This is a genomic window from Massilia sp. UYP11 (assembly GCF_050434805.1).
Taxonomy (GTDB): domain Bacteria; phylum Pseudomonadota; class Gammaproteobacteria; order Burkholderiales; family Burkholderiaceae_D; genus Telluria.
On the sequence record NZ_JBNDJE010000019.1, the window covers coordinates 1 to 19,825 of the forward strand.

Genomic DNA, 19,825 nt, shown 5'->3' on the forward strand with positions numbered 1-19,825 from the left:
CGCTTTGAAAATCACGCTACTGAGCGATGCTGGAGCGCGGACTCACGTTTCGCCTGGCTCTGCTCACGCCGAGAGCGGGTTATTCGAGGTGGCCTGTATGTGTGGCACGGCATGTACGCGCCGAAGGGGACGCCAAAGGCGGTCGTCGACCGGCTCGGGACAGCGCTGCGCGAGGCGCTGAAGGATCCCAACGTCAAGGCCCGGTTTGCCGAGCTCGGCACGGAACCGGTCCCGGCCGAAAAGGCCACGCCGGAAGGCTTGCGCACGCATCTGAAGGCCGAGATCGACAAGTGGGGACCGATCTACAAGAAGGCAGGCGCCTACGCCGATTGACGACGTGCGAGGCAATGTGCGGGCCTGCCCTGCACGCACCACACCATTGTCAGGCGTTGGGTAATGGACAACATCGCGGATGCTGCGCGATGTTGTCCCTCCATAGCAGACAGTTATTGCCGGCGGTCGAGCTGGGCGCGCGGTCATCGCACCATCTCGCGCCCGTTTGCCCGCCATACGTCGTCGGCATACTGGTCGCCTTCAGGAAGGGTCTGGTGAACCAGGCCGGGGGTTCGGGTCGCTGCACGCACCCACCTCGATCCGTACGTCGCCGACAGGCACAAAAACATCGATCGCATCTGATTCACCGACGGCTGGATCTCCTTCGAGACCGACGGCTATGTGTCGGAGCCTGTCGGCGGTTCCAGGCGGCATTCAGACGCCAGCCGTACTAAACCAGACTAAGCGGACTAAGCGGACTCGGCTTCTGGCTCGGTCATATGCCGGAGGGCATGCGTATGTACACGGTCACGGCCGCTTTCTGGAAACCGAGGAATTCGCCGGGGTGCATGGTCGGGCGCCGGGGGACGTGGATGCCGTGACCCAGCGGTACTGGACCATCCTTGATCGCGCGCTGGACCGGGAAGGTGCCAATTGAATAGCGCAATGCCTGAAATACAGGCGGCTCGCGGGCGCGGCAAGTGGTTGAAATGCTGGAGTAAATTGGCCCGCCCTGAGGGAATCGAACCCCCGACCCACAGCTTAGAAGGCTGTTGCTCTATCCAACTGAGCTAAGGGCGGTCTTGGAAGAGGCGCTACTATAAACCGCGAGCATCGATGCTTGCAATATGACCACTCGGAAACCGGTGATCGTAGCGATACTGAAAGAACATGGGGCCGGTAACATTCAGCAGGTCCCATGAACAAACAGGCCGAGAAACAGAACGTCCCATAAACAAAACAGGCCGTCGATGACGGCCTGTTTTGATGAATCTTGTGGTCGGAGTACAAGGATTCGAACCTTGGACCCCCTGGTCCCAAACCAGGTGCGCTACCGGGCTGCGCTACACTCCGCCGTGAGAAACATTATACGCGATGGCGGCGCCAAGCGCCAGCCCCGGCCTGCACCTGGCTGCAATGGCGTGTCGATCAGGCAGCCAGCTTGTCCGCGATGCGGCGCGCCATGCTCTCGGCCATGGCCGCCTCTTTCGCTTCCACCATCACGCGAATCAATGGTTCAGTGCCGGATGCGCGGATCAACACGCGGCCGTTGTCGCCCAGCTCGCGCTCGACCGCTTCCTTCTCGGCCACCAGGGCCGGATCAAGGGTCCAGTCGAAGCCGGGCGCGACCTTCTTGTTGATCAGGGTCTGCGGGAACAGTTGCAGTTCGCTGCAGCATTCCGCCAGCGACTTGTTGCCGCGCACCAGGGCCGACAGCACTTGCAGCGCCGACACGATGCCGTCGCCGGTGCTGTGCTTGTCCAGCGCCAGCAGGTGGCCCGAGCCTTCGCCGCCGAACAGCCAGCCGCGCTCCTGCATCACCTCGAGCACGTAGCGGTCGCCGACCTTGGCGCGCGCGAAGCCGATGCCCATCTCCTTGAAGGCGACTTCGAGCGCCATATTCGTCATCAGGGTGCCGACGGCGCCCGCCACCGGGCCGGTGCTCATGCGGTCGCGCACCATCACGTACAGCAGTTCGTCGCCGTTGTAGACGCGGCCGTTGGCGTCGACCATGATCAGGCGGTCGGCGTCGCCGTCCAGCGCGATGCCGAGGTGGGCCTTGTTGGCCACCACGGCTTCGGACAGCGCCTTCGGCGCGGTGGCGCCAAAGCCGGCGTTGATATTGAAGCCGTCCGGCTGGGCGCCGATCGAGATCACTTCGGCGCCGAGTTCGTGGAACACGTGCGGCGCGATGTTGTAGGCGGCGCCGTGGGCGCTGTCGACCACGATCTTCAGGCCGCGCAGGTCGAGTTCGTTCGGGAACGTGCTTTTGCAGAATTCGATGTAGCGGCCCTGGGCGTCGCGCAAGCGCGTCGCACGACCGAGTTTATCGGAGGCGACGCAGCCCATCGGCTGATCGATCGCCTCTTCGATCTCGAGCTCGACGGCGTCGGGCAGCTTGGTGCCGTGCTCGGAGAAGAACTTGATGCCGTTGTCCTGGAACGGATTGTGCGAGGCCGAGATCACGACGCCGGCCTGCAGGCGCAGCGCGCGGGTCAGGTAGGCGATGGCCGGGGTCGGCATCGGGCCGGCCAGCATCGAATCGACGCCGGCGGCGGAAAGGCCGGCTTCCAGCGCCGCTTCGAGCATATAGCCCGAGATGCGGGTGTCCTTGCCGATCAGGACCACCGGACGGCCGCTGCTCGACTTGCGGCCCTTGGCCAGGACGGTGCCGGCGGCGTAGCCGAGACGCATCACGAATTCAGGAGTAATTGGCGCAACGCCCACCGTGCCGCGCACGCCATCGGTGCCGAAATATTTCCGTGCCATCTAGTTCTCTTTTCTCTTATTGAAACGTTTTTTACAGGACCGAAGGTGGATGCATCGCGGCATGCCACACCTTCAGGGCATCGACAGTCTCAGCCACATCATGCACACGCACGATTCTAGCGCCATGCGCTACCGCAGCCAATGCCGCGCCGATGCTGCCGGCCGTCCGCTGTTCGACCGGACGGCCGGTCACGGCGCCGATCATGGATTTGCGCGACATGCCGGCCAGCACTGGCAGATCGAGTTCGGCGCGCATGCGCGGCAGGCCACCCAGCAAGGCATAGTTATGCTCGACCGTCTTGCCGAAACCGAAGCCGGGATCGACGCAGATGCGTTCGCGTTCGATGCCGGCCGCGGTCAAGGCATCGACCCGTTCGCGCAGGAAGGCGATCACCTCCCCCACCACGTCGTCGTACTGCGGCGCCTGCTGCATGGTCTGTGGCGTAGCCTGCATGTGCATCACGCACAGGCCGCAATCACTGTCCTGCACCGCGGCGATGGCGCCCGGCGCGCGAAAGCCATTGATGTCGTTGATCATGTCGGCGCCGGCGATCAGCGCTTCGCGCATGACGTCGGGCTTGCAGGTGTCGACCGACAGCGCCACGTCGAGCGTACGCAGCGCATACAGGGCCGGCATCACGCGCCGCAGTTCTTCGTCGAGCGGCACGCTCGGCGAACCGGGCCGGGTCGATTCGCCGCCGATGTCGATCATCGCGGCGCCGTCCTTGATCATCGTCTCGGCATGGGTCAGCGCGAATTCGAGGCCCTGGTAGCGGCCGCCATCGGAAAAGGAATCGGGGGTGATGTTAAGGATGCCCATCACGACGGGATGGGTCGCTTCAGGCCCATCCAGCGCGAAGCTGAAATGGCCGCACTGCAGTTTCTTGGTCATAGGGACAACGTGATGGCGCCACGTGGGCAAACAAAAAAGGCACCCTGACGGGTGCCTTTGCGGGGAGAGACAGCGTCAGGCCGGTGCGGTGGCGTTCGGCGCCACACCGCCCGAGCCGCTGTCGCCTGGCGGCGTGCGCTTGGTCAGCACGGTCTTCGGCTGGCGCGGCTCGCGGCCGGCCATGATGTCGTTGATCTGCTCGGAATCGATGGTTTCCCAGTCGAGCAGCGCCTTGGTCATCATCTCGACCTTGTCGCGATTCTCTTCCAGCAGACGCCGTGCCAGCGCGTACTGCGTGTCGAGGATGTTGCGGATCTCGGCGTCGACCTTCTGCTGCGTCGCTTCCGAGATGGTCTTGGTGGCGCCGCCGAAGAAGCCTTCGTTCTCGCTGTCTTCGTAGACCATCACGCCCATGCTCTCGGACATGCCGAAGCGGGTCACCATCGAACGGGCCAGCTTGGTGGCGCGGGAGAAGTCGTTCGAGGCGCCGGTCGACATCTGGCCGACGAAGATCTCTTCGGCGATACGGCCGCCGAACAGGATCGAGATTTCTTCCAGCATCTTGTCCTTGTAGCCGGACAACGCATCATGCTCGGGCAGCTGCCAGGTCAGGCCGAGGGCAAAGCCGCGCGGCATGATCGTGACCTTGTGCACCGGGTCCGCTTTCGGCAACAGTTTGGCGATGACCGCGTGGCCCGACTCATGGTAGGCCGTGTTGCGGCGCTCTTCTTCGCGCATGACCATCGACTTGCGCTCCGGACCCATGTAGATCTTGTCCTTGGCGTCTTCGAAGTCGATCATCTCGACCAGGCGCTTGCTGCGGCGTGCGGCGAACAGCGCGGCTTCGTTGACCAGGTTGGCCAGGTCGGCGCCCGAGAAGCCCGGGGTGCCGCGCGCCAGGATGTCGGCCTTGACGTCGGTGCCGATCGGCACTTTACGCATGTGCACGTTGAGGATCTGCTCGCGGCCGCGGATGTCCGGCAGGCCCACCATCACCTGGCGGTCGAAACGGCCCGGACGCAGCAGCGCCTTGTCGAGCACGTCGGCGCGGTTGGTTGCGGCGATCACGATCACGCCCGACTGGGCTTCGAAACCGTCCATCTCGACCAGCAGCTGGTTCAGGGTCTGTTCGCGCTCGTCGTTGCCGCCGCCCATGCCGGCGCCGCGGTGACGGCCGACCGCGTCGATCTCGTCGATGAAGATGATGCAAGGCGAATGCTTCTTCGCGTTCTCGAACATGTCGCGTACGCGGCTTGCGCCCACGCCGACGAACATTTCGACGAAGTCGGAACCCGAGATCGAGAAGAACGGCACCTTGGCTTCGCCGGCGATGGCGCGCGCCAGCAGCGTCTTGCCGGTACCCGGAGGACCGACCATCAGCACGCCGCGTGGAATGCGGCCGCCCAGTTTCTGGAACTTGGTCGGGTCTTTCAGGAAGTCGACGATTTCCGACACTTCTTCTTTCGCCTCATCGCAACCGGCGACGTCGGCGAAGGTGACGGTGTTGTTGGTTTCATCGAGCATGCGCGCCTTCGACTTGCCGAAGGAGAAAGCGCCGCCCTTGCCGCCACCCTGCATCTGGCGCATGAAGAACACCCAGACGCCGATCAGGAGCAGCATCGGGAACCAGGAAATGAATACCTGCTGCAGGAACGACGGTTCCTCGGGCGGCCTCACGTCGAAGCGCACGCCGTTTTCACGCAGGTCGCCGATCAGGCCGCGGTCCAGGATGGTCGCGGTCGCGCGCACCTTGGAATCGTCGCTGCGCGTGGCGGTGATGTTCGAGCCTTCGATCGTCACATCCTTGATGCGACGCTGTTTGATCTCATCGAGCAGCTCGGAATAAGCGATGGTCTTGCTGCCGCCGGCGACGCTATGGGTGTCGAACTGCTTGAACAGCATGAACAACAGCAGCGCGACGACCACCCAGATGGCGGATTTGGAAAACATATTATTCACGAGCACTCCTCCGATGCAATTGCATCTATACCGATTTCAGTATTCCGATTTTACTCGCAATAAGCCGACACCGCCACGCGGCGCCAGCAATAGTGCCGAAATACTATCTTTTTACATCCCGCCGGCCCATTGCATACAAAACCGTTGCGCCGAGCGGAAGATCACGCGGCAGATGTATGGGCACACGCGGAGATTTCAAGAGGAAATTCTACCCTCTGATGGCTGACTCCCCGCCCTCATGCCGCCGGATTCTTCAGGCCACGGCCGAGCAGGAAGATCTCGGACGATTTATCGCGGCTGGCCTTCGGCTTGATCTGCTTCACGGTCTTGAATTCCATCCGGAATTTTTCTAGGACTTGAGTAAAACCCATGTCTTTAAAACATTTAACCACAAGCGCCCCACCCGGCTTCAAATGCAGCTGCGAAAATTCGATCGCGAGGTCGATCAAATGTTCCATGCGCGCTGCATCGGCATGACTAATACCCGACAAATTGGGCGCCATATCGGATAGCACAAGGTCGGCCTTGCGACCGGACAGGACTTCGTCGAGCTGCGTCAGCACTTCTTCCTCGCGGAAGTCACCCTGAATCATTTGCACATCCGCGATCGGCTCCATCGGCAGGATGTCGAGGCCAATGATGGTGCCGTTGATGCCGCCGCCGTCGGCGCCGGCCAGCTTGCGCCGCGTGTACTGGGCCCAGCTGCCCGGGGTGCAGCCGAGGTCGACGATCACCTGGCCGGGCTTGATCAGCTTTTCCTGCTCGTCGATTTCCTTGAGCTTGTAGGCGGCGCGTGCGCGGAAGCCATCTTTCTGGGCAAGTTTGACATACGGATCGTTAATGTGGTCATGCAACCAGTTTTTGTTTAATTTGTTCTTGGCCATTCGCGTAGAATACTGCTTTTATTGGTACATCAAAAAAGAATTATTATGATCAAACTTACACCGGCTGAGCGCAGCGCCCTGCGCGCAGAAGCACACGGGCTCAATCCAGTCGTCATGATCGGCGAAGCCGGCCTCACTGAATCCGTCGTCAAGGAAATCTCGGCCAGCCTCGACGCACACGGCCTGATCAAGGTGCGCGTGTTCGGCGACGACCGCGAAGCGCGCGTCGCCATGTACGAGCAGATCTGCGCCGATCTCGAGGCGGCGCCGGTCCAGCACATCGGCAAGCTGCTGGTCCTCTACCGTCCCAAGAAAGAGGCGGTCAAGGAACGCAGCGGCAAATCGGGCCCGGGCATGCGCGAAGTCACCATCGTCAAGGCCAGCGCCAGCGGCACCAAGAAGCCGAGCGTCACCAAGGTCATGCTGAAGGGGAACGAACGCGTCACCGCAGGCGGCAACATCAAGCGCGCCAAGCCGCGCCAGACCAGCTCCAAGAAAAATTCGCTCAACAAGTGAACAAAAAACCGGGGCAACCCGGTTTTTTTTCATCCGTCGCGCGCTGCCACCTACCGGATCCTCACGATCAGCCACGCCCCCAGCAAGCTCTGGACGATGTGGAACAACTGCGACACGCCATGCATCACGGCGAACTCGGTCCAGTACGGCGACGCCCGCACCCCGCCCGGCCCGGCCAGCTCGCGCAGCTGCGCCATGGCCGGCTGCAGGCCGACGAAGATCACCAGGGCGCACGCCAGCATCGCCAGCACCAGCAGGCTCAGGAAGCGGCGGCGCGGCGGCGCCAGGTCGGCCGACATCCGCAGCAAGACCAGCAGCACGACGGCGCAGGCGATCGACAACCAGGCCTGGCGCGTGAGCAGCACCGCGACCAGGTCGCCCGCCTGGCCGCTGTCCAGGACCGCGAACGCGGCCGGCGCCGCCACATAGCCGAGCGCCCACAGCGTGCCGGCCCACAGCGCGGCCACCAGCAGGCGCGCCGCCGGCAAACGCCCCCGCACGGTGCCGCCCGCCGCGCCTCCCATCAGACGTAGCGTACTTCGAGGATTTCGTACTCGCGCGGGCCCGACGGGGCCTGCACTTCGACCACGTCTGCGGCAAACTTGCCGATCAGCGCGCGCGCGATCGGCGAGGTCACCGAGACCTTGTTCAGTTTCAGGTCGGCTTCATCGATGCCGACGATCTGGTAGGTGACCTTCTGGCCCGATTCCAGGTCTTCGAGGTCGACGGTGGCGCCGAACACCACGCGGCCGTCGGCGTCGAGCGTGGACGGATCGATGACCTGGGCGGTGGAGAGCTTGCCCTCGAGCTCGGCGATGCGGCCTTCGACGAAGGACTGGCGCTCCTTGGCGGCGTCGTACTCGGCATTTTCGGACAGGTCGCCATGCGAACGCGCCTCGGCGATCGCGTCGATCACGATGCGGCGCTCCTTGGTCTTGAGCTGGTGCAGCTCTTCTTTCAGGAGTTCTGCGCCGAATTTGGTCAGTGGAGTGTTCATGGTTTTCTGCTGTTGGTGTTGTACGGGACACCCGTAGCGTCTCAAAGCGAAAACCACAGAGGCACGCGGCCAAGGCCGCGCGAGCTCTGTGGTTTGACTGTCTTACGGGTACTGCGTGTGCTTAGTGTAAGGTTTTATGTAGGCCTTGTAAATCGTACACGCGCAGTTCGTCGATGTGCGGCATGCCCTCGATCGCCGCTTCGGCGCCGGCGATCGTGGTGTAGGTCACCACGTGCGAGGCCAGTGCCGAGGTACGGATCGCGCGCGAGTCGGTGATCGCGCTGCGCTTTTCCTCGACCGTGTTCACGACCATGACGATCTCATGGTTCTTGATCATGTCGACCACGTGCGGACGGCCTTCCAGCACCTTGTTCACCGAACGCACCGGGATGCCGGCCGCCGAGATCACGGCGGCGGTGCCCTTGGTCGCCACCAGGTCGAAGCCCAGCTTGACCAGGTCGCGCGCCACGCCGACCGCGCGCGGCTTGTCCGAGGATTTCACCGACAGGAACACGGTGCCCGACTTCGGCAGCTTGATGCCGGCCGCGAGCTGCGATTTCACGAACGCTTCGCCGAAGGTGGTGCCCACGCCCATCACTTCGCCGGTCGATTTCATTTCCGGCCCCAGGATGGTGTCGACGCCCGGGAACTTCACGAACGGGAACACGACTTCCTTGACGCTGTAGAACGGCGGCACGACTTCGCGGGTGATGCCCTGCTGCGCGAGGGTCTGGCCGACCATGCAGCGCGCCGCGATCTTGGCCAGCTGCAGGCCGGTCGCCTTCGAGACGAACGGCACGGTACGCGAGGCGCGCGGGTTCACTTCCAGAACATACACGGTGTCCACGGTCTGGCCGTCCTGTTCCGACTGCTGGATCGCGAACTGGACGTTCATCAGGCCGACCACGTTCAGGGCCTTGGCCATCAGCGAGGTCTGGCGCTTGAGTTCATCGATGGTCGCTTGCGACAGCGAGTACGGCGGCAGCGAGCAGGCCGAGTCGCCCGAGTGCACGCCGGCCTGTTCGATGTGTTCCATCACGCCGCCGATGAAGGTGGCTTCGCCGTCCGAGATGCAGTCGACGTCGACTTCGATGGCGTCGTTCAGGAAGCGGTCGAGCAGCACCGGCGAATCGTGCGAGACCTTGACCGCTTCGCGCATGTAGCGCTCCAGGTCGCGCTGCTCGTGCACGATCTCCATCGCGCGGCCGCCCAGCACGTAGGAAGGACGCACCACCAGCGGGTAGCCGATCTCTTCGGCCAACGCCAGCGCGTCGGCTTCGGTGCGCGCGGTGCGGTTCGGCGGCTGGCGCAGATTCAATGTCTGAAGCAGCTGCTGGAAACGCTCGCGGTCTTCGGCGGCGTCGATCATGTCCGGCGAGGTGCCGATGATCGGCACGCCGTTCGCTTCCAGGTCCAGCGCGAGTTTCAGTGGGGTCTGGCCGCCGTACTGGACGATCACGCCCACCGGCTTTTCCAGCTCCACGATCTCGAGCACGTCTTCCAGGGTCAGCGACTCGAAGTACAGGCGGTCCGAGGTATCGTAGTCGGTCGATACGGTCTCGGGGTTGCAGTTGACCATGATGGTCTCGTAGCCGTCTTCGCGCATGGCGAGGGCCGCGTGCACGCAGCAGTAGTCGAACTCGATGCCCTGGCCGATGCGGTTCGGGCCACCGCCCAGCACCATGATCTTCTTCTTGTCGGTCGGGTTCGATTCGCACTCTTCGTCGTACGTCGAGTACATGTAGGCGGTGTTGGTCGCGAACTCGGCGGCGCAGGTGTCGACGCGCTTGTACACCGGGCGGATGCCCAGCGCGTGGCGGCGCTCGCGCACGGCGCTTGGCTCGACCTTGAGCAGGAAGGCCATGCGGCGGTCCGAGAAGCCCTTTTGCTTGAGCTTGTACAGCACGTTCTTGTCGAGCGACTCCAGGGTCTGGGTCTCGAGCCACAGCTCGATGTCCACGATCTCCTTGATCTGCACCAGGAACCATGGATCGATCTTGGTCAGGTTGTGCACTTCTTCCAGGGTGAAGCCCTGGGCGAAGGCGTCGCCCACGTACCAGATGCGTTCCGGACCCGGCTCGCCCAGTTCTTCCTCGATCTTTTCGCGGTCGCGGGTCTTTTCGTTCAGGCCGTCGACGCCGACTTCCAGGCCGCGCAGCGCTTTCTGGAACGATTCCTGGAAGGTGCGGCCCATCGCCATGACTTCACCGACCGACTTCATTTGCGTGGTCAGGTGCTTGTCGGCGGTCGGGAATTTTTCGAACGTGAAGCGCGGGATCTTGGTGACGACGTAGTCGATCGACGGCTCGAACGAGGCCGGGGTCGCGCCGCCGGTGATCTCGTTGCGGAGCTCATCCAGCGTGAAGCCGACCGCGAGCTTTGCAGCGACCTTGGCGATCGGGAAGCCGGTGGCTTTCGAGGCCAGCGCCGACGAACGCGACACGCGCGGGTTCATCTCGATGACGATCATGCGGCCGTCTTTCGGGTTGATCGAGAACTGCACGTTCGAGCCGCCGGTGTCGACGCCGATCTCGCGCAGCACGTCGATCGACGCATTGCGCATGATCTGGTATTCCTTGTCGGTCAGGGTCTGCGCCGGCGCCACGGTGATCGAGTCGCCGGTGTGCACGCCCATCGGATCCAGGTTCTCGATCGAGCAGATGATGATGCAGTTGTCGTTCTTGTCGCGAACGACTTCCATCTCGTACTCTTTCCAGCCCAACAGAGATTCTTCGATCAACAGCTCGTTGGTGGGCGATGCTTCCAGGCCGCGCTTGCAGATCTGCTCGAATTCTTCTTCGTTGTAGGCGATGCCGCCGCCGCTGCCGCCCATGGTGAACGAAGGACGGATGATGGTCGGGAAGCCCAGCTCGCGCTGCACGCTCCACGCCTCTTCCATCGAGTGGGCCACGCCCGAACGCGCCGAGCCCAGGCCGATCTTGGTCATCGCGTCCTTGAACTTCGAACGGTCTTCGGCCTTGTCGATGGCTTCCGGGGTCGCGCCGATCAGCTCGACCTTGTATTTGTCCAGCACGCCGTTGCGGTGCAGGTCGAGCGCGCAGTTCAGCGCGGTCTGGCCGCCCATGGTCGGCAGGATCGCGTCGGGACGCTCTTTCTCGATGATGCGCTCGACGACCTTCCAGGTGATCGGCTCGATGTAGGTCACGTCCGCCGTTTCCGGGTCGGTCATGATGGTCGCCGGGTTCGAGTTGACCAGGATGACCTTGTAGCCTTCTTCACGCAAGGCCTTGCAGGCCTGGGCGCCGGAGTAGTCGAATTCGACTGCCTGGCCGATGACGATCGGGCCGGCGCCGATGATCAGGATGCTTTTGATATCACTACGTTTTGGCATATTATTTTTTCTCCGCTGCTTGCATCAGGCCGATGAAGCGGTCAAACAGGTAGGCGACGTCGGTCGGGCCAGGCGAGGCTTCCGGGTGGCCCTGGAAGCAGAACGCCGGCTTGTCCGTGCGGGCGAAGCCCTGCAGCGAGCCGTCGAACAGCGAGACGTGGGTCACGCGGCAGTTGTCCGGCAAGGTTTCCGGGTCGACCGCGAAGCCGTGGTTCTGCGAGGTGATCAAGACCTTCTTGCTGTCCAGGTCCTGCACCGGGTGGTTGGCGCCATGGTGGCCGAACTTCATCTTCATGGTCTTGGCGCCGGAAGCCAGCGCCATGATCTGGTGGCCGAGGCAGATGCCGAAGGTCGGGATGCCCTTTTCGATCAGCTCGCGCGATGCCTGGATCGCGTAGTCGCAAGGCTCGGGGTCGCCCGGACCGTTGGCCAGGAAGATGCCGTCAGGGTTCAGGGCCAGCGCGTCGGCGGCGGTCGATTGCGCCGGCAGCACCGTGACCTTGCAGCCGCGTTCGGCCAGCATGCGCAGGATGTTGCGCTTGACGCCGTAGTCGAAGGCGACCACGTGGTACTTGGGATCGGTCTGCTTGCCGTAGCCTTCGCCGAGCTTCCATTCGGTCTCGGTGAACTCGTAGGGTTCGGTGACGGACACCACCTTGGCCAGGTCCATGCCGGCCAGGCCCGGGAACGAGCGCGCCAGTTCCAGCGCCTGGGCCGGCGACGGCTCGACGCCTTGCGCCGCGGTCAGGATCGCGCCGGCCTGGGCGCCTTTTTCGCGCAGGATGCGGGTGAGCTTGCGGGTATCGATGCCGGCGATGGCAACCACGTTTTCCTGCTTGAGGTAGTCGCCCAGCGATTGGGTCGAACGGAAGTTCGACGCCAGGAGCGGCAGGTCACGGATGATGAGGCCGGCGGCGTGCACCTTGCCCGCTTCGACGTCGGCGCTGTTCACGCCGTAGTTGCCGATGTGCGGATAGGTCAGGGTGACGATTTGACGCGAGTAGCTCGGGTCGGTCAGGATTTCCTGGTAGCCGGTGATCGCGGTGTTGAACACCACTTCGCCCGTCGTATGACCGACGGCACCGATGGAAATTCCTTTGAAGATGGTCCCGTCAGCAAGTGCCAGGATGGCTGGAACGGAGGGGCCAGAAAAAAATGGCGGCAAGGGCAACTCCCGAAAAAGTTGCCGTAGCTTCGCCACGTCAGACCGACATCCAACTGTCCTGGGCGTGGTGAAGCCGCCCGGTGTTGGAGGTCATGTTGAATGAGGGATGGTGGGTATGCGCTACGGCTAAGTTTGAATTAGATAAACTTCCGAATTATAGCGCGAACTCTGATGTTCGGCAATGCGGCGCCGCCACATAACCGCTAGCAAATTTGCTGAAGATGACATGCCACGCCATCTTCCCTGCCCTGCTGAAACATATGTTGCGAGTGCAATATCTCACCCGCAACTTGCGATTAGGCGGCCTTCAGGCGGCGTTCAGTGCGGCAATCCCTGCGCGGGCGATCTGCACGTCCTGGTCCGACTTGACGCCCGACACGCCAACCGCGCCGATCACGTGGCCGTCGACGATCACCGGCACGCCGCCTTCGAGCATGCCTTCCAGCTTCGGCGCGCTCAGGAAGGACATGCGGCCATTGTTGACCACGTCTTCGTAGATCTTCGATTCGCGCCGGCCGAGGGCGGCGGTATTGGCTTTCGCCGGCGCGATATACGACGACACGGGCGGCGCGCCGTCCAGGCGCTGCTGCCACAGCAGGTGGCCGCCGTCGTCGACGATCGCGATCGACACGGCCCAGCCGTTTTGCACGGCCTCGGCTTCGGCGGCGGCGCCGATCTTCTTGGCATCAAGCAGGGTCAGGTAGGGTTTGGTGTTCATGGTTTTCCTTGCGCAGTTTGCGATGATGTGGGTTGCGATACGTTGAGCTTCAACTTGGCCTTGATCTGCGGCATGGCCGCGGCGGCGGCCTGCTCGCCGGCCAGGATGGCGAGATTGCGTCCGCCGAAATCGCCCGATCCCATATTGCCGAGCGCCGGCGTGATCACGATGTCGGCGTCCTTCAATTCGAAATGGTTCAGGCGCTGACCCATGATGCTGAACGTCTGCATCAGGACGTCGAGCGAGCTGGCCGTGGCCGCACCCTCGGTCGCGCTCGAGATATTGACGGCGATAATGAAATCGGCGCCCATCTCGCGCACGAAACGCACCGGCACCGGCGCCACCAGGCCGCCGTCGACGTATTCCTTGTTGCCGATTTTAACTGGCTGGAATACGCTCGGCACGCTCGACGACGCGCGCACCGCCATGCCGGTATTGCCGCGGTTGAACAGGATCGGCTGGCCGGTCTTGAGGTCGGTGGCCACGGCGCCGAAGCGCAACTTGAGCTTTTCCATCGGCACATTGCCAACAGCCTTGTTCACATAATTCTGCAGCGCCTCGCCCTTGAGCAGGCCAGTGGATTTGCCGAGCCACGGCAGCGCCCAGTCCGAAATGGTGGCCTCGTCCATGGCAAGGGCCGTCTTTTGCAGGGCGAAGCCGTTCAGGCCCGATGCATACAGCGAGCCGACCACCGAACCGGCGCTGGTGCCGACCACGATCTCGGGATAGATGCCCTGGGCTTCGAGGGCCTTGATCACGCCGATGTGGGCGAAGCCGCGCGCGGCGCCGCCGCCAAGGGCCAGGCCGATGCGGATTTTCCTGGGCGGCAGTGGCGCAGCCGCCGGGGCGGCGGCGACCGGGGTGGCCGGCGTCTGCAGCGGCGTGCCGCCGCAAGCGCTCAAGAGCAGTGCGGCGCACGCCGCGAGAGAGGTACGACGAGAGAGCATGAAATGTGCCGAAGAGAACAAGGCAGAGATTGTACCTCGGCTGGTTCCCCTGGGGCACGAGATCCGCCCCCCCGCCGGCCGGCGCCCTCTTCCAGTCGTTCCCGAAGTTGTCGAACAACTCGGCGCCGGCCCTGGTCAGCCTGGGATCAAGCCGGCAGCGAGGTATTCGGGAGCATGGCGGAGAAGGTGCTGCCCTTGCCCGGCTGCGAGGTGATCGTCAGCTTGCCGCCGTGGCGCAGCAGGACGTGCTTGACGATCGCCAGGCCCAGGCCGGTGCCCTGGGTGTCGCGCGAACGGCTCTTGTCGACGCGGTAGAAACGCTCGGTCAGGCGCGGGATGTGTTCGGGGGCGATACCGATGCCGCAATCGGTCACGGCAAAGCTCAGCGCATCGGGGCCGCGCGTCCAGGCCAGGCGGATCGTGCCGCCGTTCGGCGAGTAGCGCACCGCGTTCGACGCCAGGTTGGCGAAGGCGCTGCGCAGCTCTTCCATGCTGCCCATGACGTCCGGGCCGTCGACCGCCACCTCGATCTGGTGCCGGCCGCCCGACAGCGCGCGCGCCTCGAGGGCGATCGAGTCGATCAGGCTGCGTATGTCCACCCGCTCGCGCCTCATGGGAAATTCGTCCGACTCCAGCCGCGACAGGGTCAGCATGTCCTGGATCAGGCGCTGCATGCGGCGCGCCTGCTCGGTCATCAGGTTCAGGTGCGCCATCCGCGTGGCGACGTCGATGCCCGGATCGGACAGCGCGATCTCGAGGAAGCCCACGATCACCGTCAGCGGCGTGCGCAGCTCGTGCGAGGCGTTGGCGATGAAGTCGCGCCGCATCGCCTCGATGCGCTCGGTGTCGGTGGCGTCGTGCGTCACCAGGATCTGGCGCCGGTTCTCGAACGGGATGATGCGGCATTCCAGCTTGCGGCCACGCAGCGACAGCGTCAGCGGCTGCTCGTAGCGCCCCAGCACGATGTAGTCGATGAAGTCGGGGTGGCGCACCAGGTTCGTCACGCGCAGCCCCTTGTCGCGTTCCATCGTCAGCCCCAGGTGGCGCTCGGCCGCCGGATTGCACCACTCCAGGAACAGCACGTCGTCCATGATGGCCACGCCTTCCGGCAGCAGGTGCATCGCCTGGCGAAAACGCGCCAGCCATTCGGTCAGTTCGGTCTGATGGCGCTCGTCGTCGCGCCGCAGGCGATACAGGCGCGCGAAGGCATTGGTCCAGGCGCCCCAGCCGTCCGGCAGGCGCGTGCTGTGCGGCTCTTCCAGCCACTGGCCGAGCTTGTACAGGTACGACAGCTGGATAAATACCGCCACCGCCATGCCGGCCAGCGCCAGCGCCAGCCCGGCCACGGGGCCAGACCACCACCACACCACGCCGGCCACGGCGAACAACAGCGCCGTGCGCAGCAGCGCCGGCACCCAGAACAGCAGCTTCGGATTCATCGCGTCCTTCGATACCGTGTTATTTTTCGGACAGCATATAGCCGACGCTGCGCACGGTGCGGATCAAGCCATCAGCGCTTTTCAATGCCTTCCTCAACCGCAGCACGTGCACGTCCACCGTGCGCTCCTCGATCACCGCATGGTCGCCCCACACCTTGTCGAGCAGCTGGGCGCGCGAGAACACGCGCTCCCGATGCGCCATCAGGTACTTCAAGAGCTTGTACTCCGCATTGCCGATGTCGATCTGCTGGTCCTCGACCGTCACGGTGCAGCTGTTCGGGTCGAGCGTCACCGCGCCGGCGCGCAGCGGCGCCTCGGCCAGGTGCGGACTCTTGCGGCGCAGCAGCGCACGCGCGCGCGCCAGCAGCTCGCGCGGCGAGAACGGCTTGGTGATGTAGTCGTCGGCGCCGGTGTTCAGGCCCGCCAGCTTGTCCTCTTCCATGCTCTTTGCCGTCAGCATGATCACCGGCAGGTCCTGGAAGTCGCGGTCGGCGCGCAGGCGCGACAGCAGGCGCAGCCCGCTCTGGTCGGGCAGCATCCAGTCCAGCAGCAGCAGGTCGGGCTTGCTTTGGCGGATGCTGTCCCAGGCGCTGGCGGTGGTGTCGGCGCTACGGATGTCCCAGCCCGCCTCGCGCAGGGAATAGGTCACCAGCTCGACGATCGCCGGCTCGTCTTCGACCACCAGGACGGAGGTGTTGTCCGCCATGCTCAAGCCGCCGGCTGGCCGTCGAGAATCACCTTGCTGTGGCGGATGTCACGGCCTTCGACCACGTAGATCACGTATTCGGCGATGTTCTTCGCATGGTCGCCGATGCGCTCGATCGCCTTCGCCACCCACAGCGTGTCCAGCGCCGACGAGATCGTGCGCGGGTCTTCCATCATGTAGGTGACCATGCTGCGCAGGATGGTGCGGAACTCGTGGTCGACCACCTCGTCGCCGGCGATGATCTGCAAGGCCTGCTTGCCGTCCAGGCGCGCGAACGCGTCCAGCGAATCGTGCAGCAGTTCCGAGGTCGCCTTGGCGATGGTGCGGATCATGTCGTAGTGGCCAAAGCCGGTGACGCCGCGCTCGTGCAGGCTTTTCGCGGTGCGCGCGACCTTGGTCGCCTCGTCGCCGATGCGCTCCAGGTCGGTGATGACCTTGATGGTCGCCATCACGGTGCGCAAGTCGTTGGCGGTCGGCTGACGCTTGACGATCAGGTGGCTGCAGGCGTCGTCGAGCGAGACTTCGAGCTGGTTGACGGCCTGGTCTTCGGCCATCACGCGCTCGGCGCGCGCGATGTCGCCGATGCGGAAGCACTCGAGCGCCTCCTCGAACTGGGTTTCCACCATGCCGCCCATCAGCAACACCTGGGAACGGATGCCCTCGAGTTCCTGATCGTACTGCTTGGATGAATGCTCGCCTGTCATAACTTCTCCGTCAAATATTCTGTGAAGCCGGCGGGGCCGGCAAAATGAACTACCGGGTGAAATCAGCCGAAGCGGCCGGTAATATAGTCTTGCGTTTCCTTGCGCGCCGGGTTCATGAAGATCTGGTCGGTCTCGCCGAATTCGACCAGCTCGCCAAGATACATGTAGGCCGTGTAGTCCGAGCAACGCGCCGCTTGCTGCATATTGTGGGTCACGATGGTGATCGTGTAATCCTGCTTCAGTTCGCTGATCAGTTCCTCGATCTTGGCGGTCGAGATCGGGTCCAGCGCCGAGGTCGGTTCATCGAGCAGCAACACGTCAGGCTTGACCGCCACGCCGCGCGCGATGCACAGGCGCTGCTGCTGGCCGCCCGACAGCGACAGGCCGCTCTTGTTCAGCTTATCCTTGGCTTCTTCCCACAGCGCCGCCTTTTTCAGCGCCCATTCGACGCGCTCGTCCATCTCGCCCTTCGACAGGTTTTCGTACAGGCGCACGCCGAAGGCGATATTGTCGTAGATCGACATCGGGAATGGGGTCGGCTTCTGGAACACCATGCCGACCTTGGCGCGCAGCATGTTGACGTCGACGCCCGGCTCCAGGATATTGCGGCCGCGGTACATGATCGAACCTTCGGCGCGCTGGCCCGGGTACAGGTCGTACATCCGGTTCAGCGTGCGCAGCAGGGTCGACTTGCCGCAGCCCGACGGGCCGATGAAGGCCGTTACCTGCTTGGCGTGGATGTCGAGCGAGACATTTTTCAGACTCTGCGTTTTGCCGTAAAAGAAGTTCAGGCCCTGGATTTCGATCGTCTTGGCCTTGGCAGCGGCCGGCGCTGGAGTCGTATTGAGCATGGCTTGGTTCATCGCTTTATCTTTTAACAATTGGATTAACGCGGAGTTTTTTGGGCGAACATGGTGCGCGAAATGATGTTGAGCAGCAGCACGGTCGCGGTCACCAGCAGTGCGCCGCCCCAGGCCAGCGAACGCCAGTCGTCGTACGGGCTCATCGCGAACTGGTAGATCACGACCGGCAGGTTGGCCAGCGGCGCGTTCATGTCGTGGCTGTAGAACTGGTTGTTCAGCGCGGTGAACAGCAGCGGCGCGGTCTCGCCCGAGACGCGGGCCACAGCCAGCAGCACGCCGGTCACGACGCCGGCCTTCACGGCGCGCAGGCGCACCGTCGTCGCCACCTTCCAGTGCGGTGCGCCGAGGGCATACGCCGCTTCCAGCAAGCTCGACGGCACCAGGCGCAGCATGTTGTCGGTGGTGCGCACCACGACCGGAATCGCAATCAGGGCAAGCGCGATCGAACCGGCGTAGCCGGAGAAATGCTTCACGTTGGCGACGTAGATCGCATACACGAACAGGCCGATCACGATCGACGGGGCCGACAGCATGATGTCGGTCACGAAGCGGGTCACCTGAGCGAACTTGTTGTTCTCGCCATATTCGGCCAGGTAGATGCCGGCCAGGATGCCGATCGGGGTGCTCACCAGGGTCGACAGGCCGACCATCATCAGCGAACCGACGATGGCGTTGCGCAGGCCGCCGCCCGGGGTGCCCGGCGCCGGCGTGTCGTTGGTGAACAGGGTCCCGGCCAGTGCGCCGACACCGTTGTACAGCAAGGTGCCCAGGATCCAGGCCAGGAAGGCCAGGCCGATGCCCATGGCCACGACCGACAGGGTGATGCCGACGCGGTGCGCCAGCAGGCGCTTGCGATAGACGGGGTTCTTGATTGCGTTGTTCATCTCGGTAGCCTTCTTTTACTTGGTGCCTTCGTTGCGGGACATGCCGACCAGCATCAGCTTTGCGGCCGACAGCACGACGAAGGTGATCGCAAACAGGATCAGCGCCAGGGCGAACAGCGACGACGAGTGCAGCTCGGTGGCCGCTTCGGCGAATTCATTGGCCAGGGTCGACGAGATCGAGTTGCCGGCCGAGAACAGCGAGGCCGACAGGTCGTGGGCGTTGCCGATCACGAAGGTCACCGCCATCGTCTCGCCCAGCGCGCGGCCCAGGCCCAGCATCACGCCGCCGACCACGCCGTTGCGGGTGTACGGCAGCACCACCTTGCGCATCACTTCCCACTTGGTGCAGCCCAGGCCGTACGCCGATTCCTTCAACACGGTCGGGACGATCTCGAACACGTCGCGCATCACCGAAGCGATGAAGGGGATGATCATGATCGCCAGGATCAGGCCGGCGGTCAGGATGCCGATGCCCATCACCGGGCCCTGGAAGATCGCGCCGATCACCGGCAGCTGGCCGATGGTTTCCTTGAGGGCGGGCTGCACGTATTCGGCGAACAGCGGCGCGAACACGAACAGGCCCCACATGCCGTAGATGATCGACGGCACGCCGGCCAGCAGTTCGACCGCGGTGCCCAGCGGGCGGCGCAGCCAGGCCGGGCAGATCTCGGTCAGGAACAGCGCGATGCCGAAGCTGATCGGGAACGCCACCGCCAGCGCGATGATCGAGGTGGCCAGGGTGCCGTAGATCGCGATCATGGCGCCGTACTGGTCGTTGACCGGATCCCACTCCACGCGGGTGATGAAGCCGAGACCGAATTCCTTGAAGGCCGGGGCCGCGCCGATCGCCAGCGAGATGATGATCCCGACCAGGACCGCCAGCACCGAGGCGGCGAACAGCAGCGTGACCTTGTGGAAGAAGAAGTCCTGAATGCGCTGGTTGCGCATGGTGTTGCGCATGGCGGCGGACTGGTAGAGGTCGGCGTCTGGCGCTGCTTTCTCGGGCAGATCGTTCACGGACATGGATGGTTGGACG

General features: G+C 63.8%; 18 protein-coding genes and 2 tRNA genes. 2 read left to right on the forward strand and 18 right to left on the reverse strand.

Annotation, left to right across the window (positions count from 1 at the left end):
* A partial coding sequence (locus ABIB38_RS19855; RefSeq protein WP_429206429.1) for a tripartite tricarboxylate transporter substrate-binding protein occupies positions 1–333 on the forward strand: 333 nt, incomplete at its 5' end.
* A 664-nt stretch (positions 334–997) separates the two neighbouring features.
* Here ABIB38_RS19855 and ABIB38_RS19860 read toward each other — a convergent pair.
* The 6 genes from ABIB38_RS19860 to ABIB38_RS19885 form a co-directional block, all read right to left on the reverse strand.
* Positions 998–1,074, reverse strand: a tRNA-Arg gene (locus tag ABIB38_RS19860).
* Between the two features lie 196 nt (positions 1,075–1,270).
* A tRNA-Pro gene (locus ABIB38_RS19865) sits at positions 1,271–1,347 on the reverse strand.
* A gap of 75 nt (positions 1,348–1,422) precedes the next feature.
* Entirely contained in the window at positions 1,423–2,763 is a 1,341-nt protein-coding gene (gene glmM, locus ABIB38_RS19870) for a phosphoglucosamine mutase (protein WP_429206430.1), read from the reverse strand.
* A 31-nt stretch (positions 2,764–2,794) separates the two neighbouring features.
* Entirely contained in the window at positions 2,795–3,655 is an 861-nt protein-coding gene (folP, locus tag ABIB38_RS19875) for a dihydropteroate synthase (protein WP_429206431.1), read from the reverse strand.
* A gap of 75 nt (positions 3,656–3,730) precedes the next feature.
* The gene (gene ftsH, locus ABIB38_RS19880; RefSeq protein WP_429206432.1) at positions 3,731–5,614 is read right to left on the reverse strand and encodes an ATP-dependent zinc metalloprotease FtsH; all 1,884 of its coding nucleotides are present in this window, start codon (positions 5,612–5,614) and stop codon (positions 3,731–3,733) included.
* A gap of 236 nt (positions 5,615–5,850) precedes the next feature.
* Complete coding sequence (locus ABIB38_RS19885) at positions 5,851–6,498, reverse strand: RlmE family RNA methyltransferase (RefSeq protein ID WP_429206433.1); 648 nt, start codon at positions 6,496–6,498, stop codon at positions 5,851–5,853.
* A gap of 45 nt (positions 6,499–6,543) precedes the next feature.
* On the opposite strand from ABIB38_RS19885, the gene yhbY reads away from it, so the two are divergent.
* Complete coding sequence (gene yhbY, locus ABIB38_RS19890; RefSeq protein WP_109344022.1) at positions 6,544–7,014, forward strand: ribosome assembly RNA-binding protein YhbY; 471 nt, start codon at positions 6,544–6,546, stop codon at positions 7,012–7,014.
* Between the two features lie 50 nt (positions 7,015–7,064).
* On the opposite strand, the gene ABIB38_RS19895 is transcribed toward yhbY, so the two are convergent.
* The 12 genes from ABIB38_RS19895 to pstC all read right to left on the reverse strand — a co-directional run bounded on the left by ABIB38_RS19895 (position 7,065) and on the right by pstC (position 19,812).
* A complete protein-coding gene (locus ABIB38_RS19895; RefSeq protein WP_429206434.1) occupies positions 7,065–7,538 on the reverse strand; it encodes a DUF4149 domain-containing protein in 474 nt (157 codons plus the stop codon).
* Positions 7,538–8,011 (reverse strand): transcription elongation factor GreA, encoded by a 474-nt coding sequence (gene greA, locus ABIB38_RS19900; protein WP_429206435.1) that lies wholly within the window; start codon positions 8,009–8,011, stop codon positions 7,538–7,540. Before greA ends, ABIB38_RS19895 begins: the two co-directional genes overlap by 1 nt.
* A gap of 121 nt (positions 8,012–8,132) precedes the next feature.
* A complete protein-coding gene (carB, locus tag ABIB38_RS19905) occupies positions 8,133–11,363 on the reverse strand; it encodes a carbamoyl-phosphate synthase large subunit (RefSeq protein WP_429206436.1) in 3,231 nt (1,076 codons plus the stop codon).
* A 1-nt stretch (position 11,364) separates the two neighbouring features.
* On the reverse strand, positions 11,365–12,528 hold the full coding sequence (carA, locus tag ABIB38_RS19910; RefSeq protein ID WP_429206437.1) for a glutamine-hydrolyzing carbamoyl-phosphate synthase small subunit: 1,164 nt from the start codon (positions 12,526–12,528) through the stop codon (positions 11,365–11,367).
* Positions 12,529–12,835: 307 nt separating this feature from the next.
* Positions 12,836–13,246, reverse strand: coding sequence for a GlcG/HbpS family heme-binding protein (locus tag ABIB38_RS19915; protein ID WP_429206438.1), 411 nt, complete (start codon positions 13,244–13,246; stop codon positions 12,836–12,838).
* Entirely contained in the window at positions 13,243–14,193 is a 951-nt protein-coding gene (locus ABIB38_RS19920) for a patatin-like phospholipase family protein (RefSeq protein WP_429206439.1), read from the reverse strand. The genes ABIB38_RS19915 and ABIB38_RS19920 overlap by 4 nt, the downstream gene beginning before the upstream one ends.
* 146 nt (positions 14,194–14,339) lie before the next feature.
* Entirely contained in the window at positions 14,340–15,632 is a 1,293-nt protein-coding gene (gene phoR, locus ABIB38_RS19925; RefSeq protein WP_429206440.1) for a phosphate regulon sensor histidine kinase PhoR, read from the reverse strand.
* A 19-nt stretch (positions 15,633–15,651) separates the two neighbouring features.
* On the reverse strand, positions 15,652–16,338 hold the full coding sequence (locus ABIB38_RS19930; protein ID WP_429206441.1) for a response regulator: 687 nt from the start codon (positions 16,336–16,338) through the stop codon (positions 15,652–15,654).
* 2 nt (positions 16,339–16,340) lie between these two features.
* Positions 16,341–17,042, reverse strand: a complete 702-nt coding sequence (phoU, locus tag ABIB38_RS19935) for a phosphate signaling complex protein PhoU (protein WP_429206442.1) — start codon at positions 17,040–17,042, stop codon at positions 16,341–16,343.
* Between the two features lie 62 nt (positions 17,043–17,104).
* On the reverse strand, positions 17,105–17,905 hold the full coding sequence (pstB, locus tag ABIB38_RS19940; protein ID WP_208280752.1) for a phosphate ABC transporter ATP-binding protein PstB: 801 nt from the start codon (positions 17,903–17,905) through the stop codon (positions 17,105–17,107).
* Between the two features lie 23 nt (positions 17,906–17,928).
* The gene (gene pstA / locus ABIB38_RS19945; RefSeq protein WP_429206443.1) at positions 17,929–18,789 is read right to left on the reverse strand and encodes a phosphate ABC transporter permease PstA; all 861 of its coding nucleotides are present in this window, start codon (positions 18,787–18,789) and stop codon (positions 17,929–17,931) included.
* Positions 18,790–18,804: 15 nt separating this feature from the next.
* The gene (pstC, locus tag ABIB38_RS19950) at positions 18,805–19,812 is read right to left on the reverse strand and encodes a phosphate ABC transporter permease subunit PstC (RefSeq protein WP_429206444.1); all 1,008 of its coding nucleotides are present in this window, start codon (positions 19,810–19,812) and stop codon (positions 18,805–18,807) included.
* Positions 19,813–19,825: the final 13 nt, after the last annotated feature.

Coding starts and splice junctions, on each gene's coding strand:
- phoR (WP_429206440.1), bottom strand. CDS start 15,632: ATGAATCCGAAGCTGCTGTTCTGGGTGCCGGCGCTGCTGCGCACGGCG.
- ABIB38_RS19885 (WP_429206433.1), bottom strand. CDS start 6,498: ATGGCCAAGAACAAATTAAACAAAAACTGGTTGCATGACCACATTAAC.
- yhbY (WP_109344022.1), top strand. CDS start 6,544: ATGATCAAACTTACACCGGCTGAGCGCAGCGCCCTGCGCGCAGAAGCA.
- phoU (WP_429206442.1), bottom strand. CDS start 17,042: ATGACAGGCGAGCATTCATCCAAGCAGTACGATCAGGAACTCGAGGGC.
- ABIB38_RS19915 (WP_429206438.1), bottom strand. CDS start 13,246: ATGAACACCAAACCCTACCTGACCCTGCTTGATGCCAAGAAGATCGGC.
- folP (WP_429206431.1), bottom strand. CDS start 3,655: ATGACCAAGAAACTGCAGTGCGGCCATTTCAGCTTCGCGCTGGATGGG.
- pstC (WP_429206444.1), bottom strand. CDS start 19,812: ATGTCCGTGAACGATCTGCCCGAGAAAGCAGCGCCAGACGCCGACCTC.
- pstB (WP_208280752.1), bottom strand. CDS start 17,905: ATGAACCAAGCCATGCTCAATACGACTCCAGCGCCGGCCGCTGCCAAG.
- ABIB38_RS19930 (WP_429206441.1), bottom strand. CDS start 16,338: ATGGCGGACAACACCTCCGTCCTGGTGGTCGAAGACGAGCCGGCGATC.
- greA (WP_429206435.1), bottom strand. CDS start 8,011: ATGAACACTCCACTGACCAAATTCGGCGCAGAACTCCTGAAAGAAGAG.
- carB (WP_429206436.1), bottom strand. CDS start 11,363: ATGCCAAAACGTAGTGATATCAAAAGCATCCTGATCATCGGCGCCGGC.
- glmM (WP_429206430.1), bottom strand. CDS start 2,763: ATGGCACGGAAATATTTCGGCACCGATGGCGTGCGCGGCACGGTGGGC.
- pstA (WP_429206443.1), bottom strand. CDS start 18,789: ATGAACAACGCAATCAAGAACCCCGTCTATCGCAAGCGCCTGCTGGCG.
- ABIB38_RS19920 (WP_429206439.1), bottom strand. CDS start 14,193: ATGCTCTCTCGTCGTACCTCTCTCGCGGCGTGCGCCGCACTGCTCTTG.
- ABIB38_RS19895 (WP_429206434.1), bottom strand. CDS start 7,538: ATGGGAGGCGCGGCGGGCGGCACCGTGCGGGGGCGTTTGCCGGCGGCG.